A 14094-nucleotide genomic window follows, 5' to 3' on the forward strand; every position below is an offset into this window, starting at 1 on the left:
GGTGGCAGGGTCAGGCTCTTCAAGCGTAGAGGCAAAAAACACCGGAGCATGGTGTAAAACGCATTTGTGCGGGCTGATTTGAGTCAGGGTTTTGCGAGGATAAACTCGCTCAAAAACTTGAGGTCTCTGACGGGTCGACGGGTTCACAGGTCAGGCCTAAAATGGCCAATCAAAATTTGGGATTGAACGCGCATGCTTCCTGAATGCCAGTTGTTCGGCACCCTGGGGTGCCATCTGTGTGAAGTCGCTGAAGCCGAGCTGATGCCGTTCGTCGAGCATGGCCTGCTGGTGGAGCTGGTGGACATTGCCGACGACGAGTCCTGGTTCGAGGCCTACAGCCTGCGGATCCCCGTGCTGCGCCGGACCGATACCGGAGCGGAACTGGGCTGGCCGTTCAGCGCTGATCAGGTTGTGGCATTTCTGCGTTAATCCTTTCCCTCGATGCTGTCTGGCCATTCATCGAGACGGTTATCGAACCTTGGCACTCTCGGGTTTATTCGGTTACTGTATGTTCATACAGTAATTGGGTGGGCTCGCCATGCTTCTTTTTTTGGGCAATGAGCAGGGCAGCCAGGACGTCAGAGGGATGAACCGTGGTCAATGTCGAACAGTTGAAAAGCAGCGTGAACCGGATGTCGGTTGATGTGGTGCACGACGCCGTCCGCGAATTGCGTCTGGACGGTCTGGTCACGGAGGGCAAGACGCCTTTCAACAAGCTGCATTTCAATACCTGTTTTGCCGAGATCGAGGCGTTGTTCCAGCGCGCCGGCTATCACAAACAACTGGATGTGGTGGGTTATCAGGGACTGTTGTACGCCTTGTACGACCCGGGACGCTGGGAGGCTGTCGATGTACTGCGCTGGCTGAAGGAGTTCACCGAGGCCGCGGCCCTCAAATCGATTCCCGCCTGATTCTGCGCTAGGTCTGCTGCGTCCGGTGTTGGATAATGCCGCTCTGCTTTGAGGGTTCGAGTTCTCCGTATGTCCAGCACATCTACATTTTCCGCCGCACAGAATCAGGCCAGCACGCTTTATCTGCCTCCCGGCGACTGGCGGACGGTGTTCGATTGTCTGTGTGATCACTTCAGTGCCATCGGACGGGATCAGTGGCTGGACCGGATTGCCCGAGGCCGGGTACTGGATGGCGAAGGCCAGCCGATTGCGCTGGACCTGCCGTACAAGGAAGGCCTGCGCATCCATTACTTTCGCGAAGTGCCGGATGAAAAGCCGATTCCGGTGGTCGAGTCGATTCTCTACGCGGACGAACATCTTGTCGTTGCAGACAAACCCCATTTCCTGCCGGTGACGCCAGCGGGGGAATACGTGGAACAAACGCTGCTGCGCCGGTTGATTCGTCGTCTGGACAACCCGCACCTGGTGCCGCTGCACCGAATCGACCGGCACACCGCCGGGCTGGTGATTTTTTCGGCCAATCCGCAAACACGTTCGGCGTATCAGTCATTGTTCCCTACACGGCAAATCGAAAAACGCTACGAAGCCATCGCTGCTGCATTGCCGGGGCTGGATTTTCCGTTGGTACACAAGAGCCGTATGGTCGATGGCGAGCCTTTTTTCCGCATGCAGGAAGGTCCCGGTGTCAGCAACACCGAAACGGCAGTGGAAGTGCGGGAACGGAACGGCGACCTCTGGCGTTACGGCCTGTATCCGGTGACCGGCAAGAAACACCAGTTGCGGGTGCACATGACGGCATTGGGTGCGAGCATCTGCAACGATCCGTTCTATCCCGAGGTGTTGAAGGACGTCGAGGACGATTACACCAAACCGCTCAAGCTGCTGGCGCAGGGTTTGCGGTTCATTGATCCAGTGACGGGGCAGGTGCGTGATTTTGAAAGCCGGATCACGCTGGACTGGTGAGAAATAGTGCAAGCCATCTTTCTGACGCCCACGAAAAAGCCCGCAAATGCGGGCTTTTCTGTATCTGGCGTCGCTTACAGTTCTTTAACGGTGCGAACCTGATCCTTGTTGATGCGAGTCTGCTTGCCGTCCAGCTGTTCGAATTCGTAGAAGCCCGAATCCTTGTCGTATTTAGGCGAGTCGACGGCCTGGATTTCGCGACCGTCATTCAAGGTGATCACCGTTGGCGAAGCGCAACCGGCGAGGGTGGCCAGGCCCAGTGCGAGCATGAAAGTGGCGAGAGTCCGTTGAGTCATGTGTTTGTCTCCGAAGGGAATTCTTTTGGTTACTGAGCTGTAGACGTATGCAAGGCGTGAGAGTTCCTTGAATGCGGTCAGTCTGACACAGTGTTATGAGAGCTTAACAGTTCCGGGGTATTGAGATTGGCCAGCCGTGGGTCGTTGTCCGGGCAAATCAGGGCCTGGGCTCCAAGGCTGCGCATGAGCCGGCCAGGGCTGCGCTCTCCCTCGTGCCAGGCCTCTTCGAATGCGGGCTGAAGCGCCACGGGAATTACGCAAAGCAGTGGTTCCCAGTGCTCGTCGTGACGCAGCATCAACGGGTTTTCAGGGTGCAGGCTGGCGGTCTCGCGCATGCTCTGTAAGAGGGGAAGATCGATTCGCGGTACGTCGCATGGCAATACCAGCAGATGGGAATGGCGAGCGGCTCGCAAACCGGCACGGATGCCGGCCAATGGTCCGGGAAAGTCTTCTTCGTCGTCTGTCACCAATTGATCGGCGAAGGGCGCATAGCGCTCGCGATTGCGGTTGCAGGAAATGATCAGATCGTCGGTCAGCGGGCGAACCTTGCGCTGTAAATGAGCGATCAGCGGTTCCCCGTGCCATTCAATCAGGCCCTTGTCCTGGCCACCCATGCGTTGACCACGCCCGCCGGCCAGTAACAGGATGGAGCAGGAGGGCAGTTGCGTATTCGAAGTCATGGCAGCTCTCCGCAGGTTCGGCGAAAAAATGGGGCGCTGTGATATAACACCGGGCTGTTTCTCCTACAACTGGATGAGCCTATGAAAGCCAAGGCTGATGTACCTTTCGCACCGCTCAATATCGCGGTATTGACGGTCAGCGACACTCGCACGCTGGAAACCGATACCTCCGGCCAGGTCTTCGTCGACCGCTTGACCGCAGCCGGTCATAACCTGGCGGAGCGGATATTGCTCAAAGATGACCTGTACAAAATCCGCGCGCAAGTTGCCCACTGGATTGCCGAAGACATCGTGCAAGTGGTGCTGATCACCGGGGGCACAGGCTTTACCGGTCGCGACAGTACACCGGAAGCCGTTGCGTGCCTGCTCGACAAGCAGGTGGATGGTTTTGGTGAACTGTTCCGGCAGATTTCGATGGCCGATATCGGTACTTCCACTGTGCAATCCCGTGCACTGGCTGGACTGGCCAACGGTACGCTGGTTTGCTGCCTGCCAGGTTCGACCAACGCGGTGCGCACCGGTTGGGATGGCATCCTGGCCGAGCAACTGGATTCGCGGCATCGCCCGTGCAATTTCGTCCCTCACCTGAAACAGGCGGCTCCTTGTGAATCCCGCGGGTAAGCCTGGCAAGACCGGCAGCCTGATGCCGGTCGAGGTGGCCTTGGCGCGTCTGCTGGAAATGGCTGATGCCTCGCGTATTGTCGAGTCCGAGTATCTGCCATTGGCGCAGCTCGAGGGGCGGGTGTTGGCGCGGGATCTGGTTTCGACACTGGATCTGCCGCCATGGCCCAACAGTGCCATGGACGGGTATGCCTTGAACCTGGCTGACTGGACCAGTGAGCCGATGCCCGTCAGTCAGAAGATTTTTGCCGGTCAGTCGCCTGTACCGCTGGAACCGGGAACCTGTGCCCGTATCTTTACGGGGGCACCCGTTCCACCGGGCGCCGATTGCGTCGAGATGCAGGAAAACGCCGTGACCGAGGCCGACGGACGAGTCCGGTTCATCGAGTCCATGGTGTTCGGGCAAAACATCCGCCCGCAGGGTCAGGAAACCACGGTGGGCGAATTGATCCTGTCCGCGGGAACCCGGCTCGGTCCGATCGAGCTGGGGTTGGCTGCGTCTTTGGGCTGCGCCGGCCTTGAAGTGATCCGCAAGCCCCGTGTGGCAGTGCTGTCCACTGGCGATGAGCTGGTTGAACCGGGAGCGGCACTGGGTCCGGGACAGATTTACAACAGCAACCGGGTGGTGCTGTGCAGCTGGCTGCAGCGTCTGGGCTGTGAAGTGCTGGATGCCGGGATTCTTCCAGATGACTTGTCCGCCACCCGAGCGCGTCTTGGGGAGCTCGAAGAGGCCGACTTGATACTGTCGACCGGAGGCGTATCGGTTGGGGAAGCGGATTTCCTCGGCGTCGCGCTTAGGGAGGAGGGTGAGCTGACGCTGTGGAAGCTGGCGATCAAGCCCGGGAAACCTTTGACTGTTGGGCATTTTCGGGGTGTTCCGGTCATCGGTCTGCCCGGCAACCCCGCGTCGACGCTGGTGACTTTTGCCTTGTTGACCAAGCCTTATCTGCTGCGTCGTCAGGGTGTGCAAGATGTAGAGCCTCTCAAGTTTCCAGTCCCGGCTGGATTCGTCTGGCCCCAGGCCGGTAATCGGCGTGAATTCCTGCGGGGGCGACTGGAGCAGGGACAGGCAACTATCTACCGAAACCAAAGTTCAGGTGTTCTGCGCAGCGCCGCCTGGGCTGATGGGTTGGTAGAAGTGCAGGAGGGGCGCACCCTGATCCAGGGAGAAATGGTGCCCTTCATTCCCCTGAGTGACCTTCTCGGCTGATCATTGAAATGCAGGCCCGGCGCGGGCCTGCATTTCTGTAAGTCATCGGCTGATCAGCGTCACGAGCTGGTCGAAGCGACTATTGGCAACCCAGCCCAACAATCCAAGGACCACTGCTGTGGCGCCCGCAGAGTAGGCGAGACGATGTTTGATGGCTTTGACGTCTCCCTTTACTTCGTCCATGTCTCGGCGAATATATTTGAGGTGGGTTTCCAGCTCGGTGACACGGGGGTCCATGATTTTTTCTCCAGTGTTTTTGGCGCTGCTCTTGAGTTCGGGTTTATGGCAGGCGCGACTGCCGGAGAGGGGGGCAACCGGACTTGCGGTCATTCTTGCGTCATGACCGTGCATGGGAAATTCCGCCTGCTGCCATGAGTTTCTGCCGGCTGAAACTGCTGCTCGAATGATCCAGCGTCCGGGTGATGTTTTGACTCATTACCTGCACATCCTTGTGTTATCGGGTTAAAGATTGCTGCCTCAGACCCACAGTGTACGAATGGTCTGGATGGGTCAATTGAGCCGATTCCTTACATTCCGTACGAAAAAATACCGCCTTGTAGGACGAATGAGCCGCGTCGCTGGAAATACTTGGGATTACGGTGGCTCTTTTGCGTGCTGTGAGGGTCAAGATGTCCCGAACTGATTTGATAACGGGAGTGGCCAATATGGATGAGCGCAGGGCATTGCTGATTCTGCATGGCAAGCAGGCACTTAACGAAGCGGTTCGTGCCGCCGTTGAACACAAGCGCAAGCAGGGCTGGGAATTGGCGGTACGCCTGACCTGGGAGGCCGGTGATGCCCAGCGTCTGGTCGAAGAGGCCCTGGCTGGTGGATACAGGCAGATCATCGCCGGCGGTGGCGATGGCACCTTGCGCGACATCGCCGAGGCCCTGGCGGCTCACCCGGGAGAGGCCAGTCTGGTGCTGCTGCCACTGGGAACCGCCAACGATTTTTCCCGCGCGGCCGGTATACCCCCGGAGCCCGCCGAGGCGCTTGAGTTGCTCGGTGCACCTGCCCATGACATTGATCTGGGTGAGGTGGGCGGGCAGATATTCCTGAACATGGCCACGGGCGGGTTTGGCAGTCAGGTCACTGCCAATACCTCGGAGGATCTGAAAAAGGTGCTGGGCGGCGCGGCCTATCTGTTTACGGGCCTGTCGCGATTCAGTGAGTTGCACGCCGCCTATGGCGAATTGCAGGGGCCGGACTTTCACTGGAGCGGTGAACTGCTCGCGCTGGGTATCGGTAATGGCCGCCAGGCAGGCGGAGGACATGTGTTGTGCCCGGAGGCACTGGCGGATGACGGCCTGCTGGATATCAGTATTCTGCCGGCACCACAGGAGCTGGTCGGCACGCTGAAAAACCTGCTCAGCGACGGATTCGGTCTCGACAACATGTTTGTCCGCACGCGTTTGCCGTGGGTCGAAATCAAGGTTGCCGAAGGGCTCTGCATCAATCTTGATGGCGAGCCGCTGGAAGGCGACAGTCTGCGGTTTGCGGCTCGTCCGGCGGCATTGCGTGTGCATTTGCCGGAGAACTCGCCGCTGTTGGGCAGGACGCGGCGGGTCAGTCGTCCAGACTGATGATCTGCTCCCGTACGGCAAACAGTACCAGCCCCGCCACATCGTAGATCTGCAGGCGTTTCATGATCTGCGAGCGGTGGGTTTCCACAGTCTTGATGCTCAGACCCAAACCATTGGCGATCTCACGGGTGGACTTGCCGCGAACGATCAGGCGCAGGATTTCCAGCTGGCGAGCCGTCAGGTTGTGGGAATCGGCGACTTCCGGTTGCAACTTCTGATTGCGTGTCAGGGCCTGGTTGATCACCGTGTGGGCGATGGCCGGGCTCAGGTAGCGTTCGTTGTTGCGCAGGGCTTCCAGTGCGTGTTCGAGCTCGGTGGCCGTGGTGTCCTTGAGCAGATAGCCATGAGCACCGGATTCCAGTGCCTGCATGATCAGCGCAGGGTCGGTGTGCATCGACAGAATCAGCACTTTGCTGTGCGGGCGAACCCGTCTGAGCCGCTGCAATGCCTCCAGGCCGCCGGTTTCTCTCATGGAAATATCCAGCAAGACGATATCGGGGTTCAACTGCTCGACCATCTCGAGCAATTGCGAGCCGTCATTGGCCTCGCCGATTACCGCGTAACCGGGAATATCCAGCACCAGAGCGCGCACGCCGGCTCTGATCAGCGAGTGGTCATCCACCAGAAGTAAGTTACAAGTCAACGCATAACCTTATTCGTACTGGCCCGCTCGAGTGCACGGGGCGCCCAGGGGAATAGTGCTTCGATTTGAGTGCCTTTGCCCGGTTCGCTCGTCACGCTCAGGCTGCCGCCCAGTTGCTCGATCCGTTCGGCCATCCCGGCCATGCCTCGTTGTCCTTCACGACCGGGATTGGCGGCCGGGGCAAACCCCAGACCGTCATCGCTGATCAGCAGGGTCAAGCCTTGGGGAAGGCGTTGCACGCGGATCAGCAGGTTCTTGGCCTGCGCATGTCGCAGGATGTTGGTCACGGCTTCCTGAGTGATGCGGAAGGCGGCGACAGCCATTTCTTCAGGGATGCCGTTCAAACGCTGCTGACAGTCCAGGCTCCAGTGAACCGATGTATTGGCCAGTGTCTTGAGCAAATGCGCGCGCAGACTGGCTTCCAGTCCGAGGCTGGTCAGTTGTCGTGGGTTGAGAATGGCCGAAACGTCGCGGACTTTATTGAGGGTTTCCTCAAGGGTGTCGCAGAGTGCCGAACATTGTTCCTGAAGCTCTTCGGGCAGACGCCGTTTGAGCCATTCGCTCTGCAACTTGGCGGCGGTCAGCAACTGGCCGATATCGTCGTGCAGTTCACGGCTGAGGCGATGGCGTTCGTTTTCCTGGACTTCGAGCAATCGATCGGCCAGCTCCTGGGGCTGAAACTTGATCGACTTGCGCGACAGGCGATGCTGGGTAAAGACGCAAGCGGCGGCTGCCACGTTGAGCAGCAGCAGGCCAAATGACAACGGTGCGGACAGGCAATAAGTCAGCAGACTGCCCAAAGCTGCACCAATGCAAAGCATGAGCGTGAACCTGCGCGCGTTTTCTCGGGAGGGTGGCCATGTGGCGATTGACTTGAGGCTGGCGTACATAGCGGATGGAGCCAATGGATGTTCGCTGCGGGCAGACCGGTCAGAGTGGCTGGCGGTCTCTGTCTGAAAATCTGTGATTCAGGTTGTTGGTTTCAATACGGTTCAGTGATCGATAATTGACTGCCAACTTCGGAGCAGACCGATCATTGAAGTCACTGTGCCATTAAGTGAAAGCAACTAACGCGCGGCATAATACCACTTAACATACCGTTGGTCGCGTTCGCCCTATATGTCCAAAGAGTCAGGAAATACGCCATGTTGGACGTGAGTTCCATAATGGAAAAAGTTGATTTATTGGAGTCGATAATTATCGGTGACACCTGAAGTCTTCAATTTTTATACACAGGTAAACCCTGACTTCAACGGTAGGCAGTCTGCATGTTGAAGCGTAATTATTTATTTGGAGATGTCGCTGGCAGGCATGAGTTATTCAATTGCGACATTCGATGGCTCGAACTAACAGGCTCCAACGGACCCGGCGTGCACCCGATTACGCTTGCCGCTCCGAGTAAGACACGAGGGACAAGGGTTTGGCACTGAGCGGCGGTTGAAACTGGCTCTGTCCGACCTGGAAGGCGAACGCTTCGATGAGGGACGTCTGTTCGCTTTCGTCCAGGCTTAGCTGGCCGGTGCTCTGGTCGACCAGTTCAAGTTGCCAGGCCATCAGGGTGAAGCAGTCTTTCAGGGCGTCGAGTGCCTGAGCATGCAGGTCGACATGATCTTGCGTCTGAGTGAGCAAACCGTGCAGGTGCAGGCAGAACTCGGAGACTGCCACCAATGCAAGGGCATCGGCCTTGTTCGCCAGTTTGAGCAGGGTGCTGAGCATGCAATCGATTGCGTCCTTGTCATTGCTGATCAGTTGCAAATGACTCAGGCACTCTTCGGACTTGGCCAGGAGCGTTTCAGCCTCGACAAGAAATTCGGGGAACCGCTGCGCCCACTCTTTACGGTCGTTCGGCATGCTTATCTCCACAACGTCATGTCTGATGAGCGAATGTCGTGTGTGTCGACGATCATGAACCGTCGTGAGATCGCGCCCTGCAGTGCCGAGAAGGCTGGTGCCGGGGGTTTCGAGAGGATGGGGTTCCACTGAACTGCGATCGCACACAAAAGCCTGACTCCGTTCATGCAATGAGAATGGCGTCACATTAATGGCTATTGGATATTGCGAACATCAGGTTGGGCCTGATTGTTACTAGGGGAATCCCTTAGACACGGGAACCTACGGTGCAAACCGAGGTCGCGCCGCAGAGAATGTAGCAGATGAAATCACGGGGGCCAGTAAAGCATGATGTTAATGTGACATCAATGCCTGCTCATGGCATTTTGTAGGTGATTTGTATGGGGATCAAGATTGGCCGGAATCCGCCGATAACCCCCTTTAATGAATTCACCAGAACAAGCCCAGGAGTCATTGATGGCCGGCATTCTCGATACGGTAGACCAACGCACGCAACTGGTGGGTGAGAATCGCCTGGAAATTCTCATGTTTCGACTGGCCGGGCGCCAATTGTTCGCGATCAACGTGTTCAAGGTTCAGGAAGTCCTGCAACTGCCGAAGCTGACCCTGATGCCTCAGCGTCACCCGTTTGTCTGCGGTGTGGTCAACCTGCGCGGCCAGACCCTGCCGGTGATCGACCTGTCCCAGGCGATCGGCATGCGCCCGTTGGTGCCGGGCCCCAACAGCACGATTATCGTCACCGAGTACAACCGTTCGGTGCAGGCCTTCCTCGTCGGTGGTGTGGATCGCATCGTCAACATGAACTGGGAAGCCATCCTGCCGCCGCCGACCAGCGCCGGTCGCCAGCACTACCTGACCGCCATCAGCAAGGTCGACGATCAACTGGTGGAAATCATCGACGTCGAGAAAGTCCTTGCCGAAATTGTTCCGTACAACGCCAAGGTGTCCCGCGACAAACTGGAGGATCCGGTCCTGGAGCGTGCCCGCGGCCGTGAAGTGCTGCTGGTGGACGATTCCAATGTGGCGCTGTCGCAATTGCGCGACACCCTCGGCCAGTTGGGCGTGAAGATGCACATCGCCAGCGACGGTCTGAAAGCCCTGAACATGCTCAAGGCCTGGGCCGACACCGGGGTCAACATGACCGACAAGTTGTTGATGATCTTCACCGACGCGGAAATGCCGGAAATGGACGGCTATCGCCTGACCACCGAAATCCGCAACGACCCGCGTCTGCGTGGCCTGTATGTGGTGTTGCACACTTCGCTGTCCGGCAGCTTCAACGACTCGATGGTGAAGAAGGTCGGCTGCGACAACTTCCTCTCCAAGTTCCAGCCGGACAAGCTGGTCGATGTGGTGCGCCAGCGTCTGATGCTCGACGAAGTGCCGGCCTGATCAACTTGTCGAGGCTGACCCGGCGTCAGCCTTTGATTCGGCGACAAAGCTCGTATAGGGTGGCGTTTTTCACCCACCAGGGAGCTGGCCATGCTGCGTCTGAGCGCGCTTTATCGTTACCCGCTGAAATCCGGCAAGGGCGAGGTCCTGCAAGGGATCGGCCTGGACAAACTGGGGCTTGAGGGCGACCGACGCTGGATGCTGGTGGACGAAGCCAGCGGGCGTTTCCTGACCCAGCGCGCCGAAGCGAAGATGAGCCAGTTGTCGGCGCTGTGGAATGCTGACGGTGGCCTGACCCTCGAGGCGCCGGGACATTCGGAGATTGATATCGCCTTGCCGGGCAACGAAGCCGAACTGCGCGGCGTAACCATCTGGCGCGACACTTTGCGTGTACCTGATGCCGGTGAAGAAGCGGCCCGTTGGGTCAGCGAATTCATCGGCAAGCCGACCCGACTGGTGCAAGTGCCGCTGGATCGCGCCCGCACGACCCAGGCCGGGTATGGCAACGATGACGATCAGGTGGCGTTCGCCGACGGTTTCCCGCTGCTGCTGATTGGCGAGGCGTCGCTGCAACATCTGTCGCAGGAAGTCGGGCGTTCGCTGGAAATGCTGCGGTTCCGGCCGAATCTGGTGATCGAGGGCAGCGAGGCGTATGCCGAGGATGGCTGGAAGCGCATCCGCATTGGCGATGTCGAATTCCGCGTGGTCAAGTCGTGCTCGCGCTGCATTCTCACCACCATCGACCCGAAAACCGGAGAGCGCAGCGCCGACCGCGAGCCACTGGCGACCCTGCAGAAGACCCGGGCCCAGGCCGACGGTGCGATGTTCGGTCAGAACCTGGTCAATGACAGCAACGGTCGACTCGAAATCGGGATGCCGGTGGAAATCCTCGAATAACCGGCCCTGAAACGAAAAATGCCCGTGTCTAAGGACACGGGCATTTTTTATTGCCGCAGGAAACCGTGGTTTCAGCCGCGGTATTCGCACAGGTAAGCGGTGTCGACGGCCACTTTCAGCTGGAACTTGCTGTTGGCTGGCACGTTGAACTGGCTGCCTGCAGAGAAGGTTTCCCAGTCGCTGCTGTCCGGCAGTTTGACGGTCAGTGCGCCCGAAACCACGTGCATGATTTCACGCTGGCTGGTGCCGAATTCGTATTCGCCCGGGGCCATGACGCCGATGGTCGCAGGGCCTTCGGCAGTGCCAAAAGCGATCGACTTGACGGTGCCGTCGAAGTACTCGTTGACTTTAAACATGGGCGATTCCTCTCGAAAAGGGCTTAAAAAGGGTCAAAAAGGTCGGCCAGTATGCACAAGGCTCAGGGCGCCGTCACCTGCGCTAGAGCGGCAGCACCAGCGGCAATAATCGGGCGGTATTGCGCGCATCTTCCAGCGCCCGGTGCTGCTGACCGGTGAACTGCATGCCCGCCAGTTGCAGGGCGCCATTGAGTCCCAGGGGCCGTTCAAGGCGTCGGGCCTTGGCAAAGCGCTGTTTGAGGTTCATATGCGGCACGCGGCTCAGCGCGCTGTCGAGTTGCAGGCGCTGCCATTCCTGAAGCAATTGCTTGCGGTCGTAATCACCCCAGCTGGCCCAGCCTTCGAGGCGTGTCTGGTGCTGAGCGAGCCAGCGCTCGAACGCCGGCCAGACCTCGGTCAGCGGTTGCGCCGCGTCGATGTTGGCCTGGGTGATGTGTGTCAACTCACGACAGAACGGCGTCAGCAGGGGCCGACGCGTCGGTTTGACGAACCGTTGAAAGTGATCCTGCTCGCGACCGGTTCGATCCACCAGGGTGGCACCGATTTCGATGATTTCCATTTCCGTAACCGGCCAGCCACCCTCATCGGTGGTGGCTTCCAGATCAATGACCAGCCAATGGGGCATCGCAGGGTTCCTGATTTCCGCGTCCTGATTATTCAGAGCGTAGTCAAACCTTGCGGATGCGCGCGGTGACTACTCGACCTGCAACAGAACCTGACGATTTTTCACCTGATCGCCGACCTTGACCTGCACCCGCTTGAGCACGCCATCGATGCCGGCCTTGAGCGGGTGCTCCATTTTCATCGCTTCCAGCACCACCAGCAGCTGGCCTTTAATGACCGGGCTGCCTTCGCTGACAAGCACGTCGATGATTGCGCCATCCATCGGGGCTTTCAAGGTGCCGGTGCTGACGCTGGTCTGACTGTCGATCACGGCATGAGTTCGATCCACCAGACGCAGGCTGCCGGGGCGGGTGAACAGCCAGAGCTGGTCGTCGTGCAGGCGATAGGCGTGGCGCTGGCGCAGGCCTTCGATGTCCAGGGAAATCGAGCGTTCGTCGTGTTCGATGAGCTTCAGTTCGAAGGCGCGTTCAGCGACCTGTACCCGAACGATGCCATCCGGGGCGGCCAGTAATTGCACGCTCCATTCCTGATCTTCAAGACCCAGGCGATAGTGCAGTGGCGCGCCGGCATTGTTGCGCCAACCGGCCAACGGTGTGCGATGTGAACCCGCGGCAGATTGATAGAACAGCAACGCCGCGATCGCAAGTTCTTCGGCACTCGGTGTATGGGGATGCAGGCATGGATGGTCGGCGAAGTGTTGCGGGATAAACCCGGTGCTGAATTCGCCGCTGATGAACTGCGGATGCTGCAACAGACTGGCCAGCAACCGCTGATTGCTCTGCACACCCAGCAACACGCTGTCCTGCACCGCGCACAACAGTTTGCGCCGGGCCTCTTCGCGGGTCGCGCCATGAGCGATCAGTTTGCCGAGCATCGGGTCGTAGAACGGTGTGATCGACTGACCTTCGATCAGCCCATGATCAACCCGCGCGCCCCGATTCAGTGCCGGTGCCCAGGCTTCGACACGACCGGTCTGCGGCAGGAATCCCTGGGCCGGATCCTCGGCATAGAGTCGCACTTCCATGGCGTGGCCATCGAGTTTGACCTGCGCCTGGGTCAACGGCAGCGGCTGGCCTTCGGCAATCAAGAGCTGCCACGCCACCAGGTCCAGTCCGGTAATCAATTCGGTCACCGGGTGTTCGACCTGCAGCCGGGTGTTCATCTCCAGAAAGTAGAACTGGCCGCGCGCGTCAAGGAGAAACTCCACGGTGCCGGCGCCCACATAGTTCACCGCACGTCCGGCCTTGAGCGCCGCTTCGCCCATCGCCTGACGCAATTCTTCGGTCATCACCGGGCACGGTGCTTCCTCAATGACCTTCTGATGGCGACGCTGGATCGAGCAGTCCCGTTCGCCGAGGTAGATCAGGTTGCCGTGCCGGTCGCCGAACAGCTGAATCTCGACATGACGCGGTTCGATCAGGGCCTGTTCGAGGATCAGTTCGTCGTTGCCGAATCCGTTCAAGGCTTCCGAGCGCGCCGTGCGCAATTGCGCCGGCAACTCTTCGGCGCTGTGCACCAGCCGCATGCCGCGTCCGCCACCGCCGGCGCTGGCCTTGATCATCAGTGGATAACCGATGCGTTCGGCTTCCCGTGTCAAGGTCGTGTCGTCCTGCTCGGCGCCTTGATAGCCGGCGATGCACGGCACACCGGCGGCGAGCATGGCGATTTTCGATTGGCGTTTGCTGCCCATCAGCTCGATGGCTTCGACGCTGGGGCCGATGAACGTCAGGCCGGCCTGTTCGCAGGCGCGGGCGAATTCGGCGTTCTCCGAGAGGAAGCCATAACCGGGATGAATTGCGTCGGCACCGCTGCGCCGTGCGGCGTCGAGGATGGCCGGGATGTTCAGGTAGGACTGCTGAACCGGCGCCGGGCCGATGTTCACGGCCTCATCCGCCATTTGGACATGCAGCGCATCGGCGTCGGCGTCGCTGAACACCGCGACGGTGCGATAGCCGAGGGCCTGGGCGGTGCGCTGTATGCGGCAGGCAATTTCACCGCGGTTGGCGATCAGGATTTTATGGATGGCGGGCATGGTGGTTTTTCCTGAATGTTGGCGGTGGATTGATG

The 14094-nt window shown here is 59.1% G+C and carries 17 protein-coding genes; 8 read left to right on the forward strand and 9 right to left on the reverse strand.

Features of this window, described 5'->3' with window-relative positions:
- The first annotated feature begins 192 nt into the window (after positions 1–192).
- The 3 genes from AC07NR_RS25695 to AC07NR_RS25705 all read left to right on the forward strand — a co-directional run bounded on the left by AC07NR_RS25695 (position 193) and on the right by AC07NR_RS25705 (position 1874).
- Positions 193–429, forward strand: coding sequence for a glutaredoxin family protein (locus AC07NR_RS25695; protein WP_114884529.1), 237 nt, complete (start codon positions 193–195; stop codon positions 427–429).
- Positions 430–593: 164 nt separating this feature from the next.
- Positions 594–911 (forward strand): transcriptional regulator, encoded by a 318-nt coding sequence (locus AC07NR_RS25700; protein WP_085710735.1) that lies wholly within the window; start codon positions 594–596, stop codon positions 909–911.
- 69 nt (positions 912–980) lie between these two features.
- Positions 981–1874 carry a pseudouridine synthase gene (locus AC07NR_RS25705; RefSeq protein ID WP_248740213.1) on the forward strand — a complete coding sequence of 298 codons (894 nt, stop codon included), beginning with the start codon at positions 981–983 and terminating at the stop codon, positions 1872–1874.
- A 74-nt stretch (positions 1875–1948) separates the two neighbouring features.
- Here AC07NR_RS25705 and AC07NR_RS25710 read toward each other — a convergent pair whose 3' ends face one another.
- Together AC07NR_RS25710 and mobA are read right to left on the reverse strand one after the other, a co-directional pair.
- Positions 1949–2170: a YgdI/YgdR family lipoprotein gene (locus tag AC07NR_RS25710; RefSeq protein WP_085710733.1), complete on the reverse strand. Its 222-nt coding sequence runs from the start codon at positions 2168–2170 to the stop codon at positions 1949–1951.
- A gap of 77 nt (positions 2171–2247) precedes the next feature.
- Positions 2248–2850 carry a molybdenum cofactor guanylyltransferase MobA gene (gene mobA, locus AC07NR_RS25715; protein WP_495079738.1) on the reverse strand — a complete coding sequence of 201 codons (603 nt, stop codon included), beginning with the start codon at positions 2848–2850 and terminating at the stop codon, positions 2248–2250.
- A gap of 81 nt (positions 2851–2931) precedes the next feature.
- On the opposite strand from mobA, the gene moaB reads away from it, so the two are divergent.
- Both moaB and AC07NR_RS25725 read left to right on the forward strand, forming a co-directional pair.
- The gene (gene moaB, locus AC07NR_RS25720; RefSeq protein ID WP_495079739.1) at positions 2932–3471 is read left to right on the forward strand and encodes a molybdenum cofactor biosynthesis protein B; all 540 of its coding nucleotides are present in this window, start codon (positions 2932–2934) and stop codon (positions 3469–3471) included.
- Positions 3455–4681 carry a molybdopterin molybdotransferase MoeA gene (locus tag AC07NR_RS25725; RefSeq protein WP_495079740.1) on the forward strand — a complete coding sequence of 409 codons (1227 nt, stop codon included), beginning with the start codon at positions 3455–3457 and terminating at the stop codon, positions 4679–4681. Before moaB ends, AC07NR_RS25725 begins: the two co-directional genes overlap by 17 nt.
- Positions 4682–4723: 42 nt before the next feature.
- Here AC07NR_RS25725 and AC07NR_RS25730 read toward each other — a convergent pair whose 3' ends face one another.
- Positions 4724–5032: a hypothetical protein gene (locus tag AC07NR_RS25730; RefSeq protein ID WP_192552129.1), complete on the reverse strand. Its 309-nt coding sequence runs from the start codon at positions 5030–5032 to the stop codon at positions 4724–4726.
- Positions 5033–5346: 314 nt separating this feature from the next.
- Between AC07NR_RS25730 and yegS the strand changes: the two genes are divergently transcribed.
- Complete coding sequence (yegS, locus tag AC07NR_RS25735) at positions 5347–6264, forward strand: lipid kinase YegS (RefSeq protein WP_248740217.1); 918 nt, start codon at positions 5347–5349, stop codon at positions 6262–6264.
- Here yegS and AC07NR_RS25740 read toward each other — a convergent pair.
- From AC07NR_RS25740 to AC07NR_RS25750, 3 genes are all read right to left on the reverse strand, one after another.
- Entirely contained in the window at positions 6248–6907 is a 660-nt protein-coding gene (locus tag AC07NR_RS25740; protein ID WP_085710728.1) for a response regulator, read from the reverse strand. The two genes, yegS and AC07NR_RS25740, sit on opposite strands and share 17 nt — an antisense overlap.
- Positions 6904–7797: a sensor histidine kinase gene (locus AC07NR_RS25745; RefSeq protein WP_495079773.1), complete on the reverse strand. Its 894-nt coding sequence runs from the start codon at positions 7795–7797 to the stop codon at positions 6904–6906. The genes AC07NR_RS25740 and AC07NR_RS25745 overlap by 4 nt, the downstream gene beginning before the upstream one ends.
- 490 nt (positions 7798–8287) lie before the next feature.
- Positions 8288–8758 (reverse strand): hypothetical protein, encoded by a 471-nt coding sequence (locus tag AC07NR_RS25750; protein ID WP_096821100.1) that lies wholly within the window; start codon positions 8756–8758, stop codon positions 8288–8290.
- A gap of 456 nt (positions 8759–9214) precedes the next feature.
- Here AC07NR_RS25750 and AC07NR_RS25755 point away from each other — a divergent pair, with 456 nt between their 5' ends.
- Complete coding sequence (locus tag AC07NR_RS25755; protein WP_085710725.1) at positions 9215–10150, forward strand: chemotaxis protein CheV; 936 nt, start codon at positions 9215–9217, stop codon at positions 10148–10150.
- Between the two features lie 90 nt (positions 10151–10240).
- Positions 10241–11047: an MOSC domain-containing protein gene (locus tag AC07NR_RS25760; protein ID WP_495079741.1), complete on the forward strand. Its 807-nt coding sequence runs from the start codon at positions 10241–10243 to the stop codon at positions 11045–11047.
- A 71-nt stretch (positions 11048–11118) separates the two neighbouring features.
- On the opposite strand, the gene ppnP is transcribed toward AC07NR_RS25760, so the two are convergent.
- The 3 genes from ppnP to AC07NR_RS25775 form a co-directional block, all read right to left on the reverse strand.
- Entirely contained in the window at positions 11119–11403 is a 285-nt protein-coding gene (gene ppnP / locus AC07NR_RS25765) for a pyrimidine/purine nucleoside phosphorylase (RefSeq protein WP_074878773.1), read from the reverse strand.
- Positions 11404–11485: 82 nt separating this feature from the next.
- Positions 11486–12028 carry a 3'-5' exonuclease gene (locus AC07NR_RS25770; RefSeq protein WP_248740219.1) on the reverse strand — a complete coding sequence of 181 codons (543 nt, stop codon included), beginning with the start codon at positions 12026–12028 and terminating at the stop codon, positions 11486–11488.
- A gap of 69 nt (positions 12029–12097) precedes the next feature.
- Positions 12098–14059: an acetyl/propionyl/methylcrotonyl-CoA carboxylase subunit alpha gene (locus AC07NR_RS25775; protein ID WP_495079742.1), complete on the reverse strand. Its 1962-nt coding sequence runs from the start codon at positions 14057–14059 to the stop codon at positions 12098–12100.
- Positions 14060–14094 lie beyond the last annotated feature (35 nt).

This window comes from Pseudomonas sp. GW821-FHT09C09, assembly GCF_059418105.1.

Coding starts and splice junctions, on each gene's coding strand:
- AC07NR_RS25695 (WP_114884529.1), top strand. CDS start 193: ATGCTTCCTGAATGCCAGTTGTTCGGCACCCTGGGGTGCCATCTGTGT.
- AC07NR_RS25705 (WP_248740213.1), top strand. CDS start 981: ATGTCCAGCACATCTACATTTTCCGCCGCACAGAATCAGGCCAGCACG.
- AC07NR_RS25710 (WP_085710733.1), bottom strand. CDS start 2,170: ATGACTCAACGGACTCTCGCCACTTTCATGCTCGCACTGGGCCTGGCC.
- mobA (WP_495079738.1), bottom strand. CDS start 2,850: ATGACTTCGAATACGCAACTGCCCTCCTGCTCCATCCTGTTACTGGCC.
- moaB (WP_495079739.1), top strand. CDS start 2,932: ATGAAAGCCAAGGCTGATGTACCTTTCGCACCGCTCAATATCGCGGTA.
- AC07NR_RS25730 (WP_192552129.1), bottom strand. CDS start 5,032: ATGCACGGTCATGACGCAAGAATGACCGCAAGTCCGGTTGCCCCCCTC.
- yegS (WP_248740217.1), top strand. CDS start 5,347: ATGGATGAGCGCAGGGCATTGCTGATTCTGCATGGCAAGCAGGCACTT.
- AC07NR_RS25745 (WP_495079773.1), bottom strand. CDS start 7,797: ATGTACGCCAGCCTCAAGTCAATCGCCACATGGCCACCCTCCCGAGAA.
- AC07NR_RS25750 (WP_096821100.1), bottom strand. CDS start 8,758: ATGCCGAACGACCGTAAAGAGTGGGCGCAGCGGTTCCCCGAATTTCTT.
- AC07NR_RS25755 (WP_085710725.1), top strand. CDS start 9,215: ATGGCCGGCATTCTCGATACGGTAGACCAACGCACGCAACTGGTGGGT.
- AC07NR_RS25760 (WP_495079741.1), top strand. CDS start 10,241: ATGCTGCGTCTGAGCGCGCTTTATCGTTACCCGCTGAAATCCGGCAAG.
- ppnP (WP_074878773.1), bottom strand. CDS start 11,403: ATGTTTAAAGTCAACGAGTACTTCGACGGCACCGTCAAGTCGATCGCT.
- AC07NR_RS25770 (WP_248740219.1), bottom strand. CDS start 12,028: ATGCCCCATTGGCTGGTCATTGATCTGGAAGCCACCACCGATGAGGGT.
- AC07NR_RS25775 (WP_495079742.1), bottom strand. CDS start 14,059: ATGCCCGCCATCCATAAAATCCTGATCGCCAACCGCGGTGAAATTGCC.